This is a genomic window from Mesorhizobium sp. M0898 (assembly GCF_040319695.1).
Taxonomy (GTDB): Bacteria; Pseudomonadota; Alphaproteobacteria; order Rhizobiales; family Rhizobiaceae; genus Mesorhizobium.
Window position 1 is genome coordinate 205179 of record NZ_JAMYOE010000005.1, and the last position, 20012, is coordinate 225190.

Annotated in this window: 19 protein-coding genes; 4 read left to right on the top strand and 15 right to left on the bottom strand. The window is 64.2% G+C overall.

Annotated features, from left to right (window positions below; translation table 11 throughout):
• Positions 1-161: 161 nt before the first annotated feature.
• The 15 genes from NKH90_RS09730 to NKH90_RS09800 all read right to left on the bottom strand — a co-directional run bounded on the left by NKH90_RS09730 (position 162) and on the right by NKH90_RS09800 (position 15712).
• Entirely contained in the window at positions 162-2531 is a 2370-nt protein-coding gene (locus NKH90_RS09730; protein WP_352819141.1) for a trimethylamine N-oxide demethylase, read from the bottom strand.
• A gap of 273 nt (positions 2532-2804) precedes the next feature.
• Entirely contained in the window at positions 2805-3434 is a 630-nt protein-coding gene (locus NKH90_RS09735; protein ID WP_352819143.1) for a sarcosine oxidase subunit gamma, read from the bottom strand.
• Entirely contained in the window at positions 3427-6411 is a 2985-nt protein-coding gene (locus NKH90_RS09740) for a sarcosine oxidase subunit alpha (protein WP_352773132.1), read from the bottom strand. Before NKH90_RS09740 ends, NKH90_RS09735 begins: the two co-directional genes overlap by 8 nt.
• The gene (locus NKH90_RS09745) at positions 6411-6686 is read right to left on the bottom strand and encodes a sarcosine oxidase subunit delta (protein ID WP_352819145.1); all 276 of its coding nucleotides are present in this window, start codon (positions 6684-6686) and stop codon (positions 6411-6413) included. The genes NKH90_RS09740 and NKH90_RS09745 overlap by 1 nt, the downstream gene beginning before the upstream one ends.
• Before the next feature lie 17 nt (positions 6687-6703).
• Positions 6704-7957, bottom strand: a complete 1254-nt coding sequence (locus tag NKH90_RS09750; RefSeq protein ID WP_352542209.1) for a sarcosine oxidase subunit beta family protein — start codon at positions 7955-7957, stop codon at positions 6704-6706.
• 36 nt (positions 7958-7993) lie between these two features.
• On the bottom strand, positions 7994-9301 hold the full coding sequence (gene glnT / locus NKH90_RS09755; RefSeq protein ID WP_023673983.1) for a type III glutamate--ammonia ligase: 1308 nt from the start codon (positions 9299-9301) through the stop codon (positions 7994-7996).
• Positions 9302-9334: 33 nt separating this feature from the next.
• Positions 9335-10663 (bottom strand): FMN-binding glutamate synthase family protein, encoded by a 1329-nt coding sequence (locus NKH90_RS09760; RefSeq protein ID WP_023673984.1) that lies wholly within the window; start codon positions 10661-10663, stop codon positions 9335-9337.
• A 6-nt stretch (positions 10664-10669) separates the two neighbouring features.
• Positions 10670-11404 carry a GltB/FmdC/FwdC-like GXGXG domain-containing protein gene (locus tag NKH90_RS09765; protein ID WP_352453795.1) on the bottom strand — a complete coding sequence of 245 codons (735 nt, stop codon included), beginning with the start codon at positions 11402-11404 and terminating at the stop codon, positions 10670-10672.
• A 4-nt stretch (positions 11405-11408) separates the two neighbouring features.
• Positions 11409-12302, bottom strand: a complete 894-nt coding sequence (locus NKH90_RS09770; protein ID WP_352612295.1) for a class II glutamine amidotransferase — start codon at positions 12300-12302, stop codon at positions 11409-11411.
• A gap of 84 nt (positions 12303-12386) precedes the next feature.
• Positions 12387-12719, bottom strand: coding sequence for a hypothetical protein (locus NKH90_RS09775; RefSeq protein WP_352502042.1), 333 nt, complete (start codon positions 12717-12719; stop codon positions 12387-12389).
• Positions 12716-13396 (bottom strand): hypothetical protein, encoded by a 681-nt coding sequence (locus NKH90_RS09780; protein WP_352502041.1) that lies wholly within the window; start codon positions 13394-13396, stop codon positions 12716-12718. Before NKH90_RS09780 ends, NKH90_RS09775 begins: the two co-directional genes overlap by 4 nt.
• A gap of 46 nt (positions 13397-13442) precedes the next feature.
• A complete protein-coding gene (locus NKH90_RS09785; protein ID WP_352755444.1) occupies positions 13443-14843 on the bottom strand; it encodes an APC family permease in 1401 nt (466 codons plus the stop codon).
• A gap of 15 nt (positions 14844-14858) precedes the next feature.
• Complete coding sequence (locus NKH90_RS09790; RefSeq protein WP_023673991.1) at positions 14859-15020, bottom strand: hypothetical protein; 162 nt, start codon at positions 15018-15020, stop codon at positions 14859-14861.
• 15 nt (positions 15021-15035) lie between these two features.
• Positions 15036-15413 carry a hypothetical protein gene (locus NKH90_RS09795; protein WP_023673992.1) on the bottom strand — a complete coding sequence of 126 codons (378 nt, stop codon included), beginning with the start codon at positions 15411-15413 and terminating at the stop codon, positions 15036-15038.
• Positions 15414-15424: 11 nt separating this feature from the next.
• Positions 15425-15712, bottom strand: coding sequence for a hypothetical protein (locus NKH90_RS09800; RefSeq protein ID WP_023673993.1), 288 nt, complete (start codon positions 15710-15712; stop codon positions 15425-15427).
• Between the two features lie 287 nt (positions 15713-15999).
• Here NKH90_RS09800 and NKH90_RS09805 point away from each other — a divergent pair, with 287 nt between their 5' ends.
• The 4 genes from NKH90_RS09805 to NKH90_RS09820 are packed head-to-tail and all read left to right on the top strand — an operon-like array spanning position 16000 to position 19756.
• Positions 16000-17133 carry an aminomethyl transferase family protein gene (locus NKH90_RS09805; protein WP_352819147.1) on the top strand — a complete coding sequence of 378 codons (1134 nt, stop codon included), beginning with the start codon at positions 16000-16002 and terminating at the stop codon, positions 17131-17133.
• Between the two features lie 14 nt (positions 17134-17147).
• A complete protein-coding gene (locus NKH90_RS09810; protein WP_352542204.1) occupies positions 17148-17744 on the top strand; it encodes a dimethylamine monooxygenase subunit DmmA family protein in 597 nt (198 codons plus the stop codon).
• Positions 17741-18706, top strand: a complete 966-nt coding sequence (locus tag NKH90_RS09815) for a PDR/VanB family oxidoreductase (RefSeq protein ID WP_352819149.1) — start codon at positions 17741-17743, stop codon at positions 18704-18706. The genes NKH90_RS09810 and NKH90_RS09815 overlap by 4 nt, the downstream gene beginning before the upstream one ends.
• Positions 18707-18715: 9 nt before the next feature.
• Entirely contained in the window at positions 18716-19756 is a 1041-nt protein-coding gene (locus NKH90_RS09820) for a heme-dependent oxidative N-demethylase family protein (RefSeq protein WP_352819151.1), read from the top strand.
• Positions 19757-20012: the final 256 nt, after the last annotated feature.

Consider the following 20012-nt stretch of genomic DNA (forward strand, 5'->3'; position numbering starts at 1 on the left):
AGGCGTCATCGACGCTCACGTTGAACGGCCCCAGGCGTTTTCCGCTCAGTAGTATTTTTTTCTTAGCAGTGAAGATTGACCCAACGGGCTTTCACGTCAAGTGCTTTGTGACGCTGTGCACATTGCGCTTGTGGGACAAGGGAAGAACCAGGCAGCGTCGATCAGGAGCGCGGCCTGGTCTTTTGCGGGTCGTAATGGGCGAAGGCGACGACGCGCGCCGGTAGCCGCTTGCTGTGGCCGTCGAGCTTGCCGATTTCGACCTCGGTGCCGATCGCCGAATGCGCGACGTCGAGCCTGGCCAGCGCGATGGTCTTGTTCAGCACCGGCGAGCGCATGCCCGAGGTGACGACGCCGATCTGGGCGCGGCCGATATGCACGCAATCGCCGTGGCCGACGGCGACGTTGGCGTCGATGTCGAGGCCGACCAGCTTCTTCTGCGGGTTTTCCTTGCGCCGGATCAGCGCCTCGCGGCCGATGAAATCGTCGCTCTTGGTCTTCAGGGGTACGGTGAAGCCGATGCCGGCCTCGAACGGGTCGGTCTGGTCGGAAAACTCGTGAGCAGCAAAGATCAGCCCGGCCTCGATGCGCACCATATCGAGCGCCTGCAGCCCCATCGGCTTCAGGCCGTGCGGCTGGCCGGCCTGCCAGATCGCGTCGAACACCTTTTCGGCGTCGCGCGGATGGCACCAGATCTCATAGCCGAGCTCGCCGGTGTAGCCGGTGCGCGAGACAACGACCGGAATGCCGTTGCCGCCGCCGATGCGGGCGACGGCGAAACGGAACCATTCGAGTTCGTCGATCGACGGCTGCAGCGGCGAAGTCCAGATGATCTGCCGCAGGACGTCGCGGCTTTTCGGTCCCTGCACGGCAACATTGTGCATCTGGTCGGTCGAGGAGCGCACCAGCACGGTGAGGCCGAGTTTTTGCGCCGTTTCCCGCAGCCATTGGCCGGATAGATCGTCGCCGCCGACCCAGCGGAAATTATCCTTGCCGAGCCTGAGCAGCGTGCCGTCGTCGATCATGCCGCCATGCTCGTAGCACATGGCGGAATAGACGACCTGGCCGACGCCGAGCTTCTTGATGTCGCGGGTCAGCGTGTATTGCAGCAGCGCCTCGGAGTCCGGCCCGGTGACCTCGAACTTGCGCAGCGGCGACAGGTCCATGATCACGGCGTCCTGCCGGCAGGCCCAGTATTCATCGATCGGGCCTTGCCTGGCGAAGGAATTGGCCAGCCAATAGCCCTTGTACTCGACGAAGTTGCGGGTGTGCTTGGCAAAGCTCGAATGAAAGGCGGTCTCGCGGGTCATTTTCGGTTCCGAATCGGGCGTCATGCGTCTGGCGATCGCTCGCGAGAATTTGTGCTGGCCGGAATAGGTTCGCACATGGATGTCGGTCAGGTTCCAGCCATTGGCCGGCGTCGTATCGTCGGGGCAGGCGGACGAGACGCAGACGATGTCCGTGAGCGCCCTGAGTAGCACATAGTCGCCCGGCCGCGACCACGGCTCGTCCGATACCACGACGCCATGCGCGTCGATGGCCGTGTTGAAGAAGAAGTTGATCGCCATCCAGCCGGCGCGAGGCGTGACACCCTTGTCGGCCAGCGCGCGGTTGAAATTCTCCGAGCAGTTGGGATGGCCGGGATAACCGATGTCGTCGTAATATTTGGCCGCGCAGGCGAGCGCGAATGCATCGTGGCGGCCGCAAGTGTCCTGCACAACCTCGACCAGCGGCTCCATGTCCTGGTCGTAGTATTTTGAGTGCAGACCGGGCATCGGATAGCTCGAACCCATCAGCGTGCGCGTCGTCGTCACGTCGAGCGGATGATCGCGGCCCTTGTCCAGCTTGCGCGCCGAAAAGCACTGGAAGTCGGTGCATTGGCGCCCGTCGACATCGATGATCTGCAGATAGTCGCCCGCCTTGACGAAGTAGGCCTCCGCCGTCGCCGAATGGACGCGCAGGTCGAGCACGGGATCGGCCAGCGGGTCGGCAAGCCTGGATTTCGCTGCCGGGCGGATGGTGGCGCGGCGGACGATGACGCTAAGCGGCGTCGCCGTATCGTGGCCGTCGACCAGCATCGGCCCGCCGGGCGCGGCAATCAGCATCGACCCATCGCGGGCGACGGTAAAAGCCTGTTCGGTACCGGCAGGGGTGGCGCCGCCGAAAACGCGAACCGCCTTCGCCTGGTCGAGCTGCACCTGGCGCCGCTCGAGCCCCCGGCGCAAGGATGCGAGGCTGTCGTCGCCTTCGGCCAGCAGCGCCTTGATGCCGGCGGCATTGCTGTTCGATTTCTCGCCGAGAATGCCGGGATCGGTCGCGTCGCTGCTGTCCCATGCCAGCAGCTCGCAGGCCTGCCCGCCCTCGACATCGCGCACGGTGACAATGTCGCCGGCCTCGACCTCGATCAGCACCGCGCCATTGCCCTGAACCGAGTAGCGCTCCATCCCGGCCGGCAGCGTAATCTGGCCTGGCCGCAGGATCAGGCTCGGCCGGGGCGGTCCGGCGACGACGGCGGGGTAGGGCGACTGGCTCATCTCAACCTTGGTTTCGAGAAACAAGTTTGCCTGTGTGTGAAATTATTTTAGCGGGAAGAATAGGATAGAAGAGCCGGAGTTGGCAAGTGAAGGCGAGGCGCGCGCCTCTTCCTTCTCCCCTTGTGGGAGAAGGTGGATCGGCGCGCAGCGCCGAGACGGTTGAGGGGTGTTGGACGGAGTGCCGTCATAGCCAAGCTGGAGCACCCCTCATCCGACCGAGCTTCGCTCGGCCACCTTCTCCCACAAGGGGAGAAGGGAAGGTGGCGCACAATCCTACCCCAATTCCTCGGAATGCCCGATCTCGACGCCATACTCGGCGGCAGCGTCCAGCATCGTATGCGACAGGCTTTCCGCGAAGGTGGCGAACACCAGAAGATTGAACACCGCCTGTCCGTCCGGCCGGTCATTGCCGCGCCAGAGATTGATGCTGGTGTGATCGACCGAGGTCGCCGCAGCGGTGCCGGCCGGGAACGCCGCGGGGTGCAGGTCTAGTGACGACAGTTTGGCCAGCATCGCGCGCGCCTTTTCTCCGGAAACGCTGATCAGCGCGCGAGCATGCGACTGGTCGGACAACGAGGCGGATTGCGCAAACGTCTGGCTCAGCGGTTCACTCGCGTGCTTGCCGCCATTGGACAGGACCAGGAACTGATCCGGTCCCGACCAGATCAGCGTAGCGTCGGGAGTTCGGGTCGCCTTGGGCGTTTCCGGGGCGGCAGCGCCGAAGCGGGTTTCGGCGGCCTTCGCCAGTTCTGCCGCTTTGCCGCGCCGCGCCATCACCTGGATCAGGTCGAAATTGCGGATCTCGGTGAGCGATACGCCGGCCGCCGTGCCGCGCGCGCCATAGGCGCCGACAACGAGCGCTTTCTCCAGCGGACTGCGGGCAATCCAGGAAAACTCAGCCACGCTGGCGCCCTCCATCCGGATCGTAGAAGGCCGGGCTGCACAGCTCGACGTCGTAGTCTTCGCCGCGCAGCGGGTCATGCGCATGGACGATCTCGCCGATGCGCTCGCGGCCACGCTCAACAAGCGCCAGCCCGATCCACTGGTCGAGCATGGGCGAGAAGCAGACCGAAGTGACATAGCCCTGGTCGTTGCCGGGACCGGGCGTCTCGCCTTTCGGAATGATATGCGCGCCGGAGCGCAGGCGGCGCGTCTTGTCGACCGGCTTGATGCCGACGACGACCTGCCGGTCTGGGGCAATCAGCGCCTCGCGCCCGGCCATGACGCGGCCGATGAAATCTTTTTTGGTCGACATCATCTTGCCGAGGCCGAGGTCGGCGGCGGTCGTCGTGCCGTTCAGCTCCGGGCCGGCGACATGGCCCTTTTCGATGCGCATGACGCCGAGCGCCTCGGTACCGTAGGGCGTAACGCCGAACGGCTTGCCGGCCAGCATCAAATTGCGCACCAGCGCCTCGCCATAGCGGGCGGGAACCGAAATCTCGAACGCCATTTCGCCCGAAAACGAGATGCGGAACAGCCGCGCCTTGATGCCACCGCGAAGCGCGACTTCCCGCGCCCCCATGAAGGGAAAGCCCTCGTTCGACAAATCCTCCGCCGGATCGACGATTTCCCGAAGCAGGTCCCGGGTCTTCGGCCCGGCGATCGAGAACTGCGCCCATTGATCGGAGACGGATGTCAGCTGCACGTCGAATTCGGGGAACAGCACCTGCCGGCAGAATTCGAGATGCTGCATCACCAGCCCGGCCTTGGCGGTGGTGGTGGTCAGGAAATAGTGGTCCTCGGCCAGCCGCGACGTCGTGCCGTCGTCATAGACGATGCCGTCCTCGCGCAGCATCAGCCCGTAGCGGGCTTTGCCGACGGCGAGACTGGAGAAGGTGTTGATGTAGACGCGGTCGAGAAAGGCGCCGGCATCCGGGCCGTGCACGTCGATCTTGCCGAGCGTCGAGACATCGCAGAAGCCGACGCCGGAGCGCACCGCCTTGACCTCGCGGGTGACCGATTCCAGCCAGTCCTTTTCGCCGGCGCGCGGATACCATTGCGCGCGCTTCCACAGGCCGGTGTCGACGAACACCGCGCCCTGTTCGGCTGCCCAGTGATGCGACGGCGTCAGCCTCGTCGCATGGAAGTCTTCGTCGCGATGATGGCCGGCGAAGGCGCCGATGGCGACCGGCACATAAGGTGGGCGGTAGATCGTCGTGCCGGTTTCGGGGATCGATTTGCCGCTGATTGCCGCCATGATGGCGAGACCGGCGACGTTCGAGGTCTTGCCCTGGTCGGTGGCCATGCCGAGCGTCGTATAGCGCTTGAGATGCTCGACCGATTCGAAACCTTCGCGCTGCGCCAGCTCGATGTCGGACGCGGTCACGTCATGCTGGTAATCGACTAAGGCTTTCCCTTTGCCGGCCACATACCAAAGCGGCGTCAGCGAAAACGCCTCGCTGTCGGCGACCGGCGATGTGCCGGCATTGCCGCCGCGTCCAGCACTCTGCGCTGCCGCAGCACCCGCGGCAAAGCCCTGGCGCAGGCAGTCGCCCAGCCCGAAGGCGCCGTTGGCGGCGCCGACGGCCATCATGCCGGGCGGCGCACCATCCGGCACGAAGGCTGCGATATCGTCCTGCCATTTCGGCCGGCCGCGATGATAGGAGGTCAGCCCGACCGCCGGATTCCAGCCGCCGGACACGGCAAGCCCGTCGGCTTCGACTTCCGCCCGTGCGCCGCCGGTCAGCGCCACCACGATTTTCCGGACCCCGTCCTTGCCGCCTTCGACCCCGCTGACCGAGCCGTTGAGCACGGCAAAGCCGCCCTTGGCGGCAAGCGCTCGATGCGCGGCGGAGACGTCCGGGCGCGCATCGACGACCGCCGCGATCTGCAAACCGGCGCCAAGCGCGGTCTCGACCGTGCGCCAGCCATCCTCATTGTTGGTGAACAGCGCGATCCTCCTGGCAGGGGTAACCGCGTAGCGCGCGACATAGGTCCGCATAGCCGAAGCCATCATCACGCCCGGCGTGTCGTTACCGGCAAAGACGATCGGTCGCTCGATGGCGCCGGCGGCGACGACGCAGCGCTTGGCCACGATCCGCCACAACCGCTGGCGCACCTGGTGCTCGGGCGGCGAGGGCAGGTGGTCGTTGACCCGCTCGATGGCGCCATAGGTGCCGCCATCATAGACGCCGAACAATGTCGTGCGGGTCATGATGCGGACATCGTGCAGTGCGGCGAGTTCGGCCAGCGTGCGCGTAATCCATTCGGCCGCCGGCGCGCCGTCGATCATGCCGCCGTCGGCGAGCAGACGGCCGCCAAGCGCAAAATCTTCCTCGCACAGGATGACGCGGGCGCCGCCGCGCCCGGCCGCCAGTGCCGCAGCCAGCCCGGCCGGGCCGGACCCGGCAATCAGCACGTCGCAATGCGCCCACGCCTTGTCGTAATGGTCGGGATCGGCGACGCCTGCAGCGCGGCCGAGGCCGGCGGCGCGGCGAATCGTTGGCTCGTAGATCGTTTCCCAGAATTTCGCCGGCCACATGAAGGTCTTGTAGTAAAAGCCGGCGACGAAGATCGGCGCGAACAGCTGATTGACCGCCATCAGGTCGTGGCGCAGCGACGGCCAGCGGTTCTGGCTGGCGGCTTCGAGCCCGTCATAGAGTTCGGCCGTGGTCGCCTTGGTGTTCGGCTCGCGCCGCGCTCCGCTGCGCAGTTCGACCAGCGCGTTGGGCTCCTCCGAACCAGCGGTCAGGATGCCGCGCGGCCGATGGTATTTGAACGAGCGGCCGACCAGCTTGACGCCATTGGCGATCAGCGCCGAGGCCAGCGTGTCGCCTTGGAAGCCGGCAAAGCTCTTGCCGTCGAAGCGGAAGGCCAGCGGCGCGGCGCGATCGATGAGACCGCCGCTCTCCAGCCGGTGTATCTGCGCGGGGCCAACCATCAGGCGCCAACCTCGGCAGCACCAACGCCTGCAGCCGGTTCGACCGCCGAAATCTCGTGCGTCAGCGTGTTGCGGGCGACCTTCAGCCAGGCCCGGCAGCCGCCGCCATGGTACCAGTATTCGCTCATCGGCCCGGCGACATTGTCGCGCAGATAGACGTAGTCGAAGACCTCGTCTTCGGTGGCGCCGGCCGCCGGACGCACCGGGTTGGCGTCGCCCAGATAGGTGAACTCCCCGAGTTCGCGTTCGCCGCAGAAGGGACAGACAATGCGCATGCTTCTTCAGCCAGCCTTTAATGCAGGTTCGGTTGGGCGCCTTGGCCCTTTTCGTCGATCATCGCACCTCGCCGGAAGCGGTCGAGACGAAAGCGGGCAGCCTCCTTGTGCGGCTCGTCGCGCGCCAGCAGATGGGCAAAGACCAGGCCGGAGCCGGGCGTCGCCTTGAAGCCGCCATAGCACCAGCCGGCGTTGAGATAGAGCCCGTTGACCGGTGTTTTGTCGATGATCGGCGAGCCGTCCATCGACATGTCCATGATGCCGCCCCACTGACGCAGCAGCCGTATCCGGCCGATCATCGGCATCAGCGCCATTCCGCCCTCGCACACGTCTTCCATGACAGGCAGATTGCCGCGCTGGGCATAGGAATTGTAGCCGTCTATGTCGCCGCCGAAGACCAGGCCGCCCTTGTCGGACTGGCTGACGTAGAAATGCCCGGCGCCGAACGTCATGACGTTGGGGATCAGCGGCTTGATCGCCTCGGAGACGAAGGCCTGCAGCACATGGCTTTCGATCGGCAGCCGCATGCCGGCCATCGCCGCGACGCGCGACGAGGAGCCGGCGACCGCCATGCCGACCTTGGCCGCGCCGATCCTGCCGCGGCTCGTCTCGACGCCGGTCACCTTGCCGCTGCCATCGCGGACAAAACCGGTCACCTCGCAGTTCTGGATGATGTCGACGCCGAGCGCGCTCGCCGCATGCGCATAGCCCCAGACCACGGCGTCGTGCCGCGCCGTGCCGCCGCGCCGCTGCAAAAGCCCGCCCTGCACCGGGAAACGTGCGTTGTCGAAGTTCAGGAACGGCATCATCTTCCTGACCGCCGTCAGATCGAGCAGTTCGGCATCGATGCCGTTGATGCGCATGGTGTTGCCGCGCCGCGCATAGGCATCGCGCTGCGCGTCGGAATGGTAGAGGTTGATGACACCGCGCTGGCTGACCATGGTGTTGTAGTTGAGGTCCTGCTCCATCCGCTCCCACAGCTTCATCGACAGCTCGTAGAAGCCGGTATTGCCGGGCAGCCCGTAATTGGAGCGGATGATGGTGGTGTTGCGGCCGGCATTGCCGGAGCCGATCCAGCCCTTTTCCAGCACCGCGACATTCCTGATGCCGTATTCGCTGGCGAGGAACCATGCCGTCGCCAGGCCATGGCCGCCGCCGCCGATGATCACCACGTCGTAGTGGCTCTTCGGGCTGGCGTCGCGCCAGGTGCGCTGCCAGTTCTTGTGGCCGGAAAATGCCGCCCGGGCGAGGGAGAAGATCGAGTATTTCATGAACCTGTTTCGCGCCGGGCGTGCAACAATTCCGGATCAGATGTCGAGCGTGTGGTCGCGCTCCCACTGGGTGAAGTGGGAAGCATAGGAATTCCATTCCTGCTGCTTCAGCTTTAGATAGGCCGACGAGAATTCCTCACCCAGCGCCGCCTTGAGCGATTTGTCGTTGTCAAACTCGCGCAACGCGTCGAGCAGGTTGAGCGGCAGCTTCGGCGCGCCCTCGACCGTATGGCCGAACTGGTACATGTCGATATCGTAGCGCCGGCCGGGGTCGGCCTTCGAGCGGACGCCGTCAAGCCCGGCGGCGATGATCACCGCCTGCAGCAGATAGGGGTTTGCCGCGCCGTCCGGCAGGCGCAGCTCGAAGCGGCCGGGGCCGGGCACGCGCACCATGTGGGTGCGGTTGTTGCCGGTCCAGGTCACCGTGTTCGGCGCCCAGGTGGCGCCGGAGATGGTGCGCGGTGCGTTGATGCGCTTGTAGGAATTGACCGTCGGGTTGGTGATGGCGGCAAGCGCGGACGCATGTTTCATGATGCCGCCGAGGAAATTCCTGCCCTTGGCCGACAGGCCGAGCTCCATCGCATTATCGGCAAAGACATTGGTCTTGCCGTCTTTGTCCCACACCGAGATATGCGCATGGCAGCCATTGCCGGTCAGGCCCTGGAAGGGTTTAGGCATGAAGGTTGCGCGCAGGCCGTGCTTTTCGGCGACCGATTTCACCATGAATTTGAAGAAGGAATGCTTGTCGGCGGTCGCCAGCGCATCGTCGAAGGCCCAGTTCATCTCGAACTGGCCGTTGGCGTCCTCGTGGTCGTTCTGGTAGGCGCCCCAGCCGAGCGCCAGCATGTGGTCGCAGATCTCGGCGATCACGTCGTAGCGGCGCATCACCGCCTGCTGGTCGTAGCAGGGCTTCGATGCCGTGTCATATTCGTCGGAAATCGTCTTGCCATCCGGCGAGATCAGGAAGAATTCGGCCTCGACGCCGGTCTTGATGTGCATGCCGTCGCCAGCAGCCTCCGCGATCAACCGCTTCAGCGTGTTGCGCGGCGCCTGCTCGACCGATTTGTCGTCCATGATGCAGTTGGCGGCGACCCAGGCGACCTCCGGCTTCCAAGGCAACTGGATCACCGAGGCCGGATCCGGCACCGCCAGCATGTCGGGATGCGCCGGCGTCAGATCGAGCCAGGTGGCAAAGCCGGCAAAGCCGGCACCGTCCCGCTGCATGTCGGCGATCGCCTGCGCCGGCACCAGCTTGGCGCGTTGTCCACCGAACAGGTCGGTGTAGGATATCATGAAATATTTGACGCCCTTTTCCTTGGCGAAGGCGGCGAGATCGTTCCCCATTATAGTTCCTCGCTTACTGGCATTTGGTTTGTCTTAGAAGCCGTTCTTGCCCGGTATCCAGTTGGTGCCGGCCAGCGGCACGCCGGCCATGGCGGCGGCTTCGATCGTCAAGGCCACAAGATCCTCGGGCTCGAGATTGTGCAGGCTGTTCTTGCCGCAGGCGCGGGCGATTGTCTGAGCCTCAAGTGTCATCACCTTAAGATAATTCGCCAGCCGTCGGCCGGCCGCAATCGGATCGACCCGTTTCATTAGCTCGGGATCCTGCGTGGTGATGCCGGCCGGGTCGCGACCCTCATGCCAGTCGTCATAGGCGCCGGCGGTGGTGCCGAGCTCGTTGTATTCCGCCTCCCAGCGCGGGTCGTTGTCGCCGAGCGCGACAAGCGCTGCCGTGCCGATCGACACCGCATCGACGCCGAGCGCCAGCGCCTTGGCGACGTCGGCGCCGTTGCGGATACCGCCGGAGACGATCAGCTGCACCTTGCGGTGCATGCCGAGATCCTGCAGCGCCTGCACGGCCGGCCTGATGCAGGCAAGCGTAGGCTGGCCGACATTTTCAATGAACACTTCCTGGGTCGCCGCAGTGCCGCCCTGCATGCCGTCGACGACGACGACATCGGCGCCCGATTTCACCGCAAGCGCGGTGTCGTAATAGGGCCGCGCGCCGCCGACCTTGACGTAGATCGGCTTTTCCCAGTCGGTGATCTCGCGCAGTTCGAGGATCTTGATCTCGAGGTCGTCCGGCCCGGTCCAGTCGGGGTGGCGCGAGGCCGAGCGCTGGTCGATGCCTTTCGGCAGCGTGCGCATTTCGGCGACGCGGTCGGAGATCTTCTGGCCGAGCAGCATGCCGCCGCCGCCTGGCTTGGCGCCCTGGCCGACGACCACTTCGATCGCGTCGGCGCGGCGCAGGTCGCGCGGGTTCATGCCGTAGCGTGACGGCAGATACTGGTAGACCAGCGTCTTCGAATGGCCGCGCTCTTCCTCGGTCATGCCGCCGTCGCCGGTCGTCGTCGAGGTGCCGGACAGCGTCGCGCCGCGGCCAAGCGCTTCCTTCGCCGGGCCGGACAGCGAGCCGAAGCTCATGCCGGCAATAGTGATCGGGATTTTCAGTTCGATCGGTTTTTTCGCATAGCGCGAGCCGAGCACGACGCTGGTGTCGCAGCGCTCGCGATAGCCTTCGAGCGGGTAGCGCGAGATCGAGGCACCGAGGAACAGAAGGTCGTCGAAATGCGGCAGCTTGCGCTTAGCGCCGGCGCCGCGGATGTCATAGATGCCGGTCGCCGCGGCGCGGCGGATCTCGGAAAGCGTGTAGTCGTCGAAGGTCGCGGATTTGCGCGGCGTCGTCGGCGGGTTGCGATAGGTCATTGAGCCTCAATACGCGTCGGCGTTGTCGATATTGAAATTGTAGAGGGTACGAGCCGAGCCATAACGCTTGAACTCCGCCGCCTTGACGCCGGTCACACCGGCGCGGTCGAGCAAGCCTTGCAGCAATTCGAGATGCTCGGGCCGCATCTCCTTGGCGATGCAGTCGGCGCCGAGGCTTTCGACCTTGCCGCGCACGAAAAGCCGCGCCTCGTAGATGGAATCGCCGAGCGCATCGCCGGCGTCGCCCAGCACCACGAGGTTGCCGGACTGCGCCATGAAAGCCGACATGTGGCCGATATTGCCGTGGACGACGATGTCGATGCCTTTCATCGAGATGCCGCAGCGCGACGACGCGTTGCCTTCGATGACGAGCAACCCGCCCCGGCCGGTGGCGCCGGCATACTGGCTGGCATCGCCTTTGACGACGATCTGGCCGGACATCATGTTCTCGCCGACGCCGGGCCCGGCCGAGCCATGCACGGTGATGGTGCCGCCGTCGTTCATGCCGCCGCAATAATAGCCGACGCTGCCGCGCACATCGATGGCGACCGGCTGGTCGACGCCGACGGCGACCGAATGGCTGCCTCGCGGGTGGAGCACCTCCCAGGCGGTCTCGTTCGAACCGGGCGCCAGATCGTGCAGCGCCTGATTGAGCTCGCGCAGCGACATTTCGGCCAGGTCGAAGACCCGTGACGCATGGCCCGGCTCGCGAGCCGCCTTGGAGAGGTTAATTGCCGGCATTGGTTCAATGCTCCCAGAAATAGACGGTTGCGGGCTCGGGTTCCCAGACCTTCGCATTGTCTATGCCGGGCAGTTTGGTGAGCGCACGATATTCCGAGCCGAAGGCGACATACTGGTCGGTTTCGGCCATTACGGCGGGCTTGCAGGCGATCGGATCGCGCACCACGCCGAAGCCGTTCTTGGTGCCGACGACGAAGGTGAAAAAGCCGTCGAGATCGCTCAGCGTGCCTTCCAGCGCCTCGCCCAGATTCTTGCCATGCGCCATCTGCGAGGAGAGATAGGCGGCAGCGACCTCCGTGTCGTTCTCGGTCTCGAATGTCATGCCTTCGCGGATCAGCTCGCGGCGGACATTGTTGTGGTTGGACAGCGAGCCATTATGCACCAGGCACTGGTCGGCGCCGGTCGAGAACGGATGCGCGCCCATCGTCGTCACCGCCGATTCGGTCGCCATGCGGGTATGGCCGATGCCGTGGGTGCCGGTCATCTCGCGGACGCCGAAACGGTCGACGACCGCTTCCGGCAGCCCGACTTCCTTGTAGATTTCGACGACGTCGCCGGCGCCCATGATGCGGATGTCGGGGCGCAGCGTCTGGATCGCCTCGCGCGCTTCGTCGATCTTGGCAGGCATCGTCCGGACCACGGCATGCGTCGACTTCGCAGCAATGCTCACCGGCGCGCCGATTGCCTTGGCAAGTTCGGCGTCGAGGCCGCGGAAATCGCGCTCCGGCTTGGCCGACTGGATGGTGATCTTGGCTTCATTGGAGGACGCGCCATAGATGGCGATGCCGGCGCTGTCGGGACCGCGATCGCTGAGTGAGATCAGCATCTCCGACAGCATCGCGCCAAGCTGGGGCTCGAGCGACTTGTCCTTCAAAAACAGTCCGACGATTCCGCACATGTCAGCCTCCGCGAGTTTGTTCCCTCCGAGATGTATCGAATGAGTCCCGGGAATTCAATTGGTATGAAAAAAATTTTCCTGTCGTTATATATCGGCTGAGGCGCCGCCGGCCGCACTATCGCTGCGCTGGCCGCCATTGTGAACCCATTTGGCATAGCGGATGCGGGCGATCTTGTAGGCATCCAGGATCGACAGGGCATAGATCAGGAAGCCGCCGGCATGGCGTCCGACGAAGCTGGCGTCGGGCGGCGCGATCTTGGCGGTGATCCAGGCAAGGATCACCATGAAGAACAGGAATTGCAGGCCGCGCACCGGCACGCCGAGCACGACATGCCCGCTCGCCGGCAAAACGATCGCAGCGCCCAGAACCAGATAGGGGCTCGGTGGTGCGGGGGAGGTGGTGATCTGGCTGATCATGCCGCTTGCCGTTCGCTTTGATTGATGGCATCGCGCAGCGCCGAAGCCGACGACAGCAGCCTCTCGATCAGCACCGGATCGAGCCTGACCGCGCCGAATTCGGCCTGCCGGAATACGCCGTAGCGCGCCCGCTCGGCCTCGGCCAGCAGCCAGACGATGCGCACGCCGTTCGGCGTGATCAGCAATTCCTTGGCGCGCTCCTCGGCAAAGACATCGAGGTGGCCGGCGATGATGGCTTCGGGGAAGCGCACGCCCTTGCGGTCGCTCCGCAGCACCGCCTCGGCCGGAAACCCCGCCGCCTTCGGCAGCGGATGGACGAGATGATCGAAATTGGAAAAAGTCGTCGGCGATCCGGGCCGCATCATCATATCGAAAGTGCCTGGTATCGCGACCTTTTCGGTGATCGAAACACTCAGCCAGCGCGCCGGCAGCTTCCTGATCGCCAGCGTGTCGACGATGGTCCGTACCTGCACCCGCCGACCGTTCCACGAGCCGGCGAAGGTGACGACGCCGGCGGTGCCGTCCGAGACGTTGGCCGCGTCGGGGATGACGGCGCGGACGCCGGCTTCGTCGGCGGCAAGCCCGGTCGAGGCCTTGGCGCGGCTGGCCCGCGCGAGCCAGGCTATATGGAGGAAGAGAGCCAGGGCAACCGCCCCGGCGAGCAATGCTGAGATCACCTAACGCACCTCGTCACACAAATGCCCGCCCAGACCGGGCGCGCCGTCAGTAGCCCTGCGGCTTCGGCCACGGCATGGTGAACTGGGCGCCACGGCGCACGAATTTGTAGCGGTAGAAGTGGAACCACAGCGAGATCAGGAAGTAGAAGGCGACCATGGCGATCAGCTGCGAGCCGAAGCCGAGGAAGATCGCAAAGAAGGTGACCACGCAAAGGCAGAACAAGACGATCGCCGGCAGCGGGTGGAACGGATGGGTGTAGCCGCGGCGGATCGAGCCGAGCGGCCACTTTTTCCTGAACATAATGATGTTGATGCTCATGAAGGTGTATTGCAGCACGCCCGACAGGATCGAGAAGGTGATCGCCTGGTTGAGGTCGGCGATGAAGGCGAAGGCGAGCGCGATCGGCAGCAGAAACAGGATCGAGCGATAGGGCGTGCGGTATTTCGGATGCACCGCCGAGAACCAGGTCGGCAGATAGCGGTCGCGGCCGAGCGAAAACCAGGCGCGCGCGGCGTCGTTGATGCAGCCATTGGCGGAGGCGAGCGCGGCAAGCAGCGTCGCGATGAACAACAGGTTTTCCAGCAGCGCACTACCGGTCAGTTTGCCCGCGTCCCACAGCGGATAATAGGTGATGCCGAGATATTCCCAGGGCATCAGCGAGGCGCAGACATACCAGGTCATGGCGGCGGCGATCAAAAGCGTGATCATGCCGGCCATCGTGCCATAGGGCAGCGAGCGCGCCGGCGAGCGCACTTCCTCGGCGGCCTGCGTGGTGCCCTCGATGCCGAGATAGTACCAGATGCCGAACTGGAAGGCGGCGATGACGCCGATCCAGCCATAGGGCAGGGCGTTGCCCGGGGTCACCAACTCGTTGAGCTTGAGCACGGCGCCTTGCGTCCACGGGCTGACCGAGAAGAACAGGATGACGATCGAGACATAGGCGATGGCAGTGATGACGAAGTTGACGTTAAGCGTCATCAGCACGCCGCGATAGTTCAGCCATGCCAGCACGACGATTGTCGCGGCGATGAAGGAATTATGGGTGAGGCCCTCGACGCCGGCTTTGGCGACGATGGTGTCGCCGAGCAGGATCGCGTCCGACACTTCGAGCATGGTGTAGGCAAAGACCAGGAACAGCGCGACGTTGAAGGCCATCAGCGGCCCGACAATGTGCTTGGCCTGCGCATATTGGCCGCCGGCGGCGGCAACCGTCGAGGTCACTTCGGAATCGATCATCGCGACCGAGGTGTAGAGCAGCCCGACGATCCAGCAGACGATCAGCGCCGCCAGCGCGCCGCCCTTGTCCGCCGCGAAATTCCAGCCGGTGAATTCGCCGACCAGAACGATGCCGACACCGAGCGCCCAGACATGGGCGGGGCCGAGCACCCTGAGCAGTGAAACCCTGTCGCCCTGCACTTGCACCGCTGGTTCAGCCGTGATCGTCATCGTTCAATCCCCCACTCAGATCCGGTGTTTTTCGGACACGGCTTCAAGTTCGCCTTCCCTGGACGAGGTCAGCATCTCTTCGGAATAGGTCGTGTCGATCTTGAACCAGTCGTAGAGCATCCACAGCGCGAGCACGATCGAGATGCCCCAGCATGCGTAAGAGAGTGCCACCCACATGACGATGCTTCCTATCTATTTGTCGCCGAACTTTTCGTCGATGACGTCGCGGTATTCGCGGTCCGATGCGCGGAACAGAAAGATGAAATAGCCGATCAGCACTGCCGCCATGATGATCAGCGTCGGCCAGTCGATGATGTAGTGGAACCGGTTCTGGATGATGTCGTGCGCGGTTTCCGGCGTGTAGCCGAGCTTTTCCCAGATCGAGGCCATGGTCGGGTTCTGGCCGAGCGCTTCCCACGTCTTGGCGTCGAGCGCGTCGATGGATTTTGCCGCCCCTGCCAGCCCTAGTTTCAGCGGCAGCCACAGCGCGACGAAAATCGCGACCACAACGACGGCGATATCGAAAACCTGTCCGGCCTTGCTCTGTTCGGGCGGTGTATAGCGGGCCATGCGTCTCCCCCTCAGGACTTGCGGTTGCGGTAGGCGTCGGCATTCTTGATGTCGAGGCCGTAGATGAAATCCTTGTCTTCCTTGTAGTGGTTGACCATCGCCAGAATGGCGGCCGTGTTGAAGATCAGCACGGCGGCGGCGGCGACCGCGACGACGAGCTTGATGCCGGCGTCGGGGACGTATGGCCACGTCATGAACAGGACAAAGAGGATCGTCGCCCACAGGCAGACGATCAGGAGCATGGATCCACGCACGTCGGAACGGTACAGCGCTTCCACGCGCTGTTGCAGGTCGGACATCGGCTTTCCCCTTTTTCAACGCCGGTCCGGATCGGCCGGTCATTGCCCTCTTTCAAGAGAGTGAAATTTTTTTCATAAAATCCGGCCGAATTCTGGAATTGTCAAGACGATTTTACGCGACGTTAACCGTTTGTTTGGGCGCGCCGGATTTGCCTGACAATGAAATTATTTGCTTACGGGTATTGCAGGCTCCCGGCGTTTGCGATCAATATTCAAGCCAACGCTCCCGCCTGTGTGCAGGGAGCAGGGGAAAGCAAAAAAGTTTCTTTCTAACGGAGGACCAGCGGATGACGGCATCCTGGAGATTTTCGACGCTTGCGGACCGCCATCGCGCGCTCGGCTCGAAGCTCGAGGACTGGAGCGGCATGGGCACCGCCTGGACCTACGACAAGGACGCCGACGAAGAGTATATCGCCATCCGCACCAAGGCCGGCCTGATGGACGTGTCCGGCTTGAAGAAGGTCCACATCACCGGGCCGCACGCCTCGCACCTGATCGATCTGGCGACGACGCGCGACGTCGAAAAGATCTATCCCGGCAAGTCGGCCTATGCCTGCATGCTCAACGAGGCCGGCAAGTTCACCGACGACTGCATCCTCTACCGCACCGGCCCGAATTCCTGGATGGTCGTGCATGGCTCGGGCACCGGGCATGAAGAGTTGCAGCGCGCTTCCGTCGGTCGCGACGTGTCGCTGCGCTTCGACGACAATCTGCACGATCTTTCGCTGCAAGGCCCGACCGCCGTCGATTATCTGGCAAAGCATGTGCCCGGCATTCGCGACCTCAATTATTTCCACCACATGCAGACCCAGTTGTTCGGCTTTCCGGTGATGATCTCGCGCACCGGCTACACCGGCGAGCGCGGCTACGAGATCTTCTGCCGTGGCCAGGACGCCGGAACGATCTGGGACAGGATCCTCGACGACGGCAAGAGTGCCGGCATCATCCCGTGCCGCTTCACCACGCTCGACATGCTGCGCGTCGAGAGCTACCTGCTGTTTTACCCCTACGACAATTCGCAGAAATACCCGTTCGAGAACGAAGGCCCCGGCGACACACTGTGGGAGCTTGGTCTCGACTTCACCGTCAGCCCCGGCAAGACGGGCTTTCGCGGTGCCGAGGAGCACTACCGCCTCAAGGGCAAGGAGCGCTTCAAGATCTTCGGCGTGCTGCTCGAAGGCAAGGAGCCGGCCGACGAGGGCGCGCCGGTCTATCGCGACGGCAAAAAGGTCGGCGTGGTGACCTGCGCCATGTATTCGCCGCTGGTCAAAAAATCGATGGGCATTGCCCGACTCGACGTCGACTGCGCGGTGCAGGGCACCAGGCTCGAGATCCGCAACAAGAGCGGCACCATCAGCGCAACCGCCGAGCCGCTTCCTTTCGATGATCCGAAGAAGACCAAGCGCACGGCGAAAGGCTGAGGCATACTGCGGGTATGGCAGCGAAAAGCATCATCAGCCGCCCGGTCTATGGGACCCTGTCTCCGCAGCCTGGCAAGCATCATCTTTTCATAGCGGATGCAGAGGGAGCGCTGGCGATTGCCGATCTGGCCGCCAAGGCACCGGCGGATTTCTTCGGTGGCGCCCACATCATCTTCATTCCCGGACGCGATGGTAAATATGCCGATGCGCTCGAAGCCCTGAAGCCGGCACAGTTCTACCTCGGCCATTCCTTTGCCAGCGCCCTGCCGCGGCTGAAGCAGACGCTGGCCAACGCCCATATGGGCCTCAGGCTCTACCTTGCCGGCACCGAGGGGCTGATCGGCCAGGCCATGCAGGCGGCGCTCGAAGCCGGCATCGACCACACCTCGGTTCAGACCGAGCATCGCGGCTCGCTGGCGCGCCGCATGCAGTGCGTCCATTGCAAGGGCATCACCGAGAACGTGACGACGCAGCCGGCAACCTGTTCGCATTGCGGCCTCTTGCTTCTGGTGCGCGATCACTATTCGCGGCGCCTCGCCGCCTTCCAGGGCGTCTGCATCAACGCCGAGGACCGCAGCGAAATTCCTCCGATCGAGGAGGTCTTTCGATGAGCACCGGCACCACCAAACTCGATGTCGTCGTCAGCGATGTCGTCCCGGTCAACGAGCTGGTGACGCGCTTTCATTTCCGCCGGCGCGACGGCGAGCTTTTGCCGACCTTTTCCGGCGGCGCCCATGTCGTCGTCGAGATGCGCGATGGCGAACGCACCAGGCTCAATCCTTATTCGCTGATGGGCTCGCCGCTCGACACTCGCGAATACACTATCTCGGTGCGCCGCGACGACGCCGGCCGCGGCGGCTCGCTGTTCATGCACAGGCATGTCAGGCCGGGCACGGAGATGGTGGTGAGCTACCCCGTCAACCTGTTCTCGCTCGATCTTCGGGCCAGGAAGCATCTGATGCTGGCCGGTGGCATCGGCATCACCCCGTTCATGGCGCAGACCGCGCAGCTGGCGGCGGAAGGCGGCAATTTCGAATTGCATTACACCTGCCGCACCGCCTCGCTCGGCACCTATGCCGACCTGCTGAGAGAGCGCTACGATCGCCGGGTCAGGCTCTATCACGACGACCGCGACGAGCGCGTCGATCTCGACCGGCTGCTGTCGTCTCAGCCGCTCGGCACGCATCTCTATGTCTGCGGCCCGTCCGGCATGATCGGCTGGGTGCGCGAGCGTGCCGCCGCCCTCGGCTGGCCTCCGGAGACCGTGCATTTCGAGCATTTCGCCGCACCCCAGCCCGGCGCGCCCTTCGACGTGACGCTGGCGCTCAGCGGCAAGACCATCCGTGTCGACGAGCAGCAGAGCCTGCTCGAGGCGATCGAGGCGGCCGGCGTCGATCCGCCCTATCTCTGCCGCGGTGGCGTCTGCGGCCAATGCGAGACCAACGTGATTTCGCATGACGGCAAATTCATCCACAACGACCACTGGCTGAGCGAGGAAGACCACCATTCGGGCTGCAAGATCATGCCCTGCGTCTCGCGCTTCGAGGGCCGGTCGCTGGTGCTGGAAAGATAGGAGGCGAGCTTGGGCATCACCTTTCGCAAGGAAACGTTCCGCGACGACTTCACCTTCAGGAACAGCCCCGAGCACATCAGGCGGTTCCCGTTCCCGTTCCATGAAGACAGCTACATGTATGCCGTCAACATCGAGCCGCACGTCGTCGGGCCGAAGGGCAGCGTGCTGGAGAATTTGATCGACGTCGACGAGCACTATGTCGCCGAGATGCAGGACCGCGCTTTGGTGCTGGCCGAGGATCCGCTGCGCTGCCAGTCGCTGCCGCACATGACGCTGGCCGGCTGGGATCTGCTCGAGCTTTTGATGGAGCAGCAGGCGCTGGGCTATCCCGAGCATTTCACGCTGACGCGCCATGGCGACCGCTGGCGCTGGATCAACCGGCCGCTCGGCATCGACGACAGCTTCACCTTCGGCGACGTCTCGACGCTGCCCTATGGGCCGATGGAGTACATCACGCGCCAGAGCCAGGGCGATTTCTGCATTCTCGATCAGCGCGACGGCAATCTGTGGATGGATGCCGGCATGGTCACCACCCAGGCCGACTGGTCGCTCGATTTCGACATCGGCATGAACTTCTTCGAATGGCACGCGCCGGTGCCGCTGGCGCACGAGAAGGGGATATTCGTCCGGGCGCTGAAATTCCTCACCAACATCCAGCAGGGCAAGCCGGCGCGGCGGCTGAACTGGACGATGACCATCAATCCGCGCCTCGATACCAGCCCGGAAAACTACCACAAATGGGGTCCGGACCGCGCCACGGTGACGCCCGAAAACGTCGGCGACAAGGTCCATCTGCGCGTCGAGCTGCAGAGCTTCTGGCGGCTGCCGCGCTCGAATGCAATCGTCTTCCCGATCCGCTGCTACCTGATCAAGATGGATGAGGTGGTGACGCAGCCGAAATGGGCACGGCGGCTGCACCGCGTCATCCGCGACCTGCCCGACGAACTCGCCAACTACAAAGGCCTGACGCGCTATCGCGCGACGCTGGTCGAATGGCTGTCGAAGCTGGATGACGGGAGTGCGACGTCGCCGGGGTTCGGGCCGGATTGAGGTTCTGTTTGCGAGATTCGCGCTGCCCGTCAAGCTGCCAATCTCCCCCCAAGAGGGGGAGATGCCCGGCAGGGCAGAGGGGGGCGCCGTAGAGCGCCGGCCTTTAGCCCCCCTTGCGACCAATCGAGGACGAGCTTGCCCTGCAGTTCAACGTAGCAGCGCGTGGAGGTTACGGCATGATGGGGTGGACGGCGCCCGACGGCATCGGATGTGCCAGAATGAGTTCGTTGAGATCTCAAACAAGGGAGCCGTCCGT

Coding starts and splice junctions, on each gene's coding strand:
- NKH90_RS09790 (WP_023673991.1), bottom strand. CDS start 15,020: ATGTGGGTGGCACTCTCTTACGCATGCTGGGGCATCTCGATCGTGCTC.
- NKH90_RS09770 (WP_352612295.1), bottom strand. CDS start 12,302: ATGTGCGGAATCGTCGGACTGTTTTTGAAGGACAAGTCGCTCGAGCCC.
- NKH90_RS09760 (WP_023673984.1), bottom strand. CDS start 10,663: ATGACCTATCGCAACCCGCCGACGACGCCGCGCAAATCCGCGACCTTC.
- NKH90_RS09740 (WP_352773132.1), bottom strand. CDS start 6,411: ATGGTTGGCCCCGCGCAGATACACCGGCTGGAGAGCGGCGGTCTCATC.
- NKH90_RS09795 (WP_023673992.1), bottom strand. CDS start 15,413: ATGGCCCGCTATACACCGCCCGAACAGAGCAAGGCCGGACAGGTTTTC.
- NKH90_RS09750 (WP_352542209.1), bottom strand. CDS start 7,957: ATGAAATACTCGATCTTCTCCCTCGCCCGGGCGGCATTTTCCGGCCAC.
- NKH90_RS09745 (WP_352819145.1), bottom strand. CDS start 6,686: ATGCGCATTGTCTGTCCCTTCTGCGGCGAACGCGAACTCGGGGAGTTC.
- NKH90_RS09765 (WP_352453795.1), bottom strand. CDS start 11,404: ATGCCGGCAATTAACCTCTCCAAGGCGGCTCGCGAGCCGGGCCATGCG.
- NKH90_RS09775 (WP_352502042.1), bottom strand. CDS start 12,719: ATGATCAGCCAGATCACCACCTCCCCCGCACCACCGAGCCCCTATCTG.
- NKH90_RS09805 (WP_352819147.1), top strand. CDS start 16,000: ATGACGGCATCCTGGAGATTTTCGACGCTTGCGGACCGCCATCGCGCG.
- NKH90_RS09810 (WP_352542204.1), top strand. CDS start 17,148: ATGGCAGCGAAAAGCATCATCAGCCGCCCGGTCTATGGGACCCTGTCT.
- NKH90_RS09785 (WP_352755444.1), bottom strand. CDS start 14,843: ATGACGATCACGGCTGAACCAGCGGTGCAAGTGCAGGGCGACAGGGTT.
- glnT (WP_023673983.1), bottom strand. CDS start 9,301: ATGGGGAACGATCTCGCCGCCTTCGCCAAGGAAAAGGGCGTCAAATAT.
- NKH90_RS09815 (WP_352819149.1), top strand. CDS start 17,741: ATGAGCACCGGCACCACCAAACTCGATGTCGTCGTCAGCGATGTCGTC.
- NKH90_RS09730 (WP_352819141.1), bottom strand. CDS start 2,531: ATGAGCCAGTCGCCCTACCCCGCCGTCGTCGCCGGACCGCCCCGGCCG.
- NKH90_RS09800 (WP_023673993.1), bottom strand. CDS start 15,712: ATGTCCGACCTGCAACAGCGCGTGGAAGCGCTGTACCGTTCCGACGTG.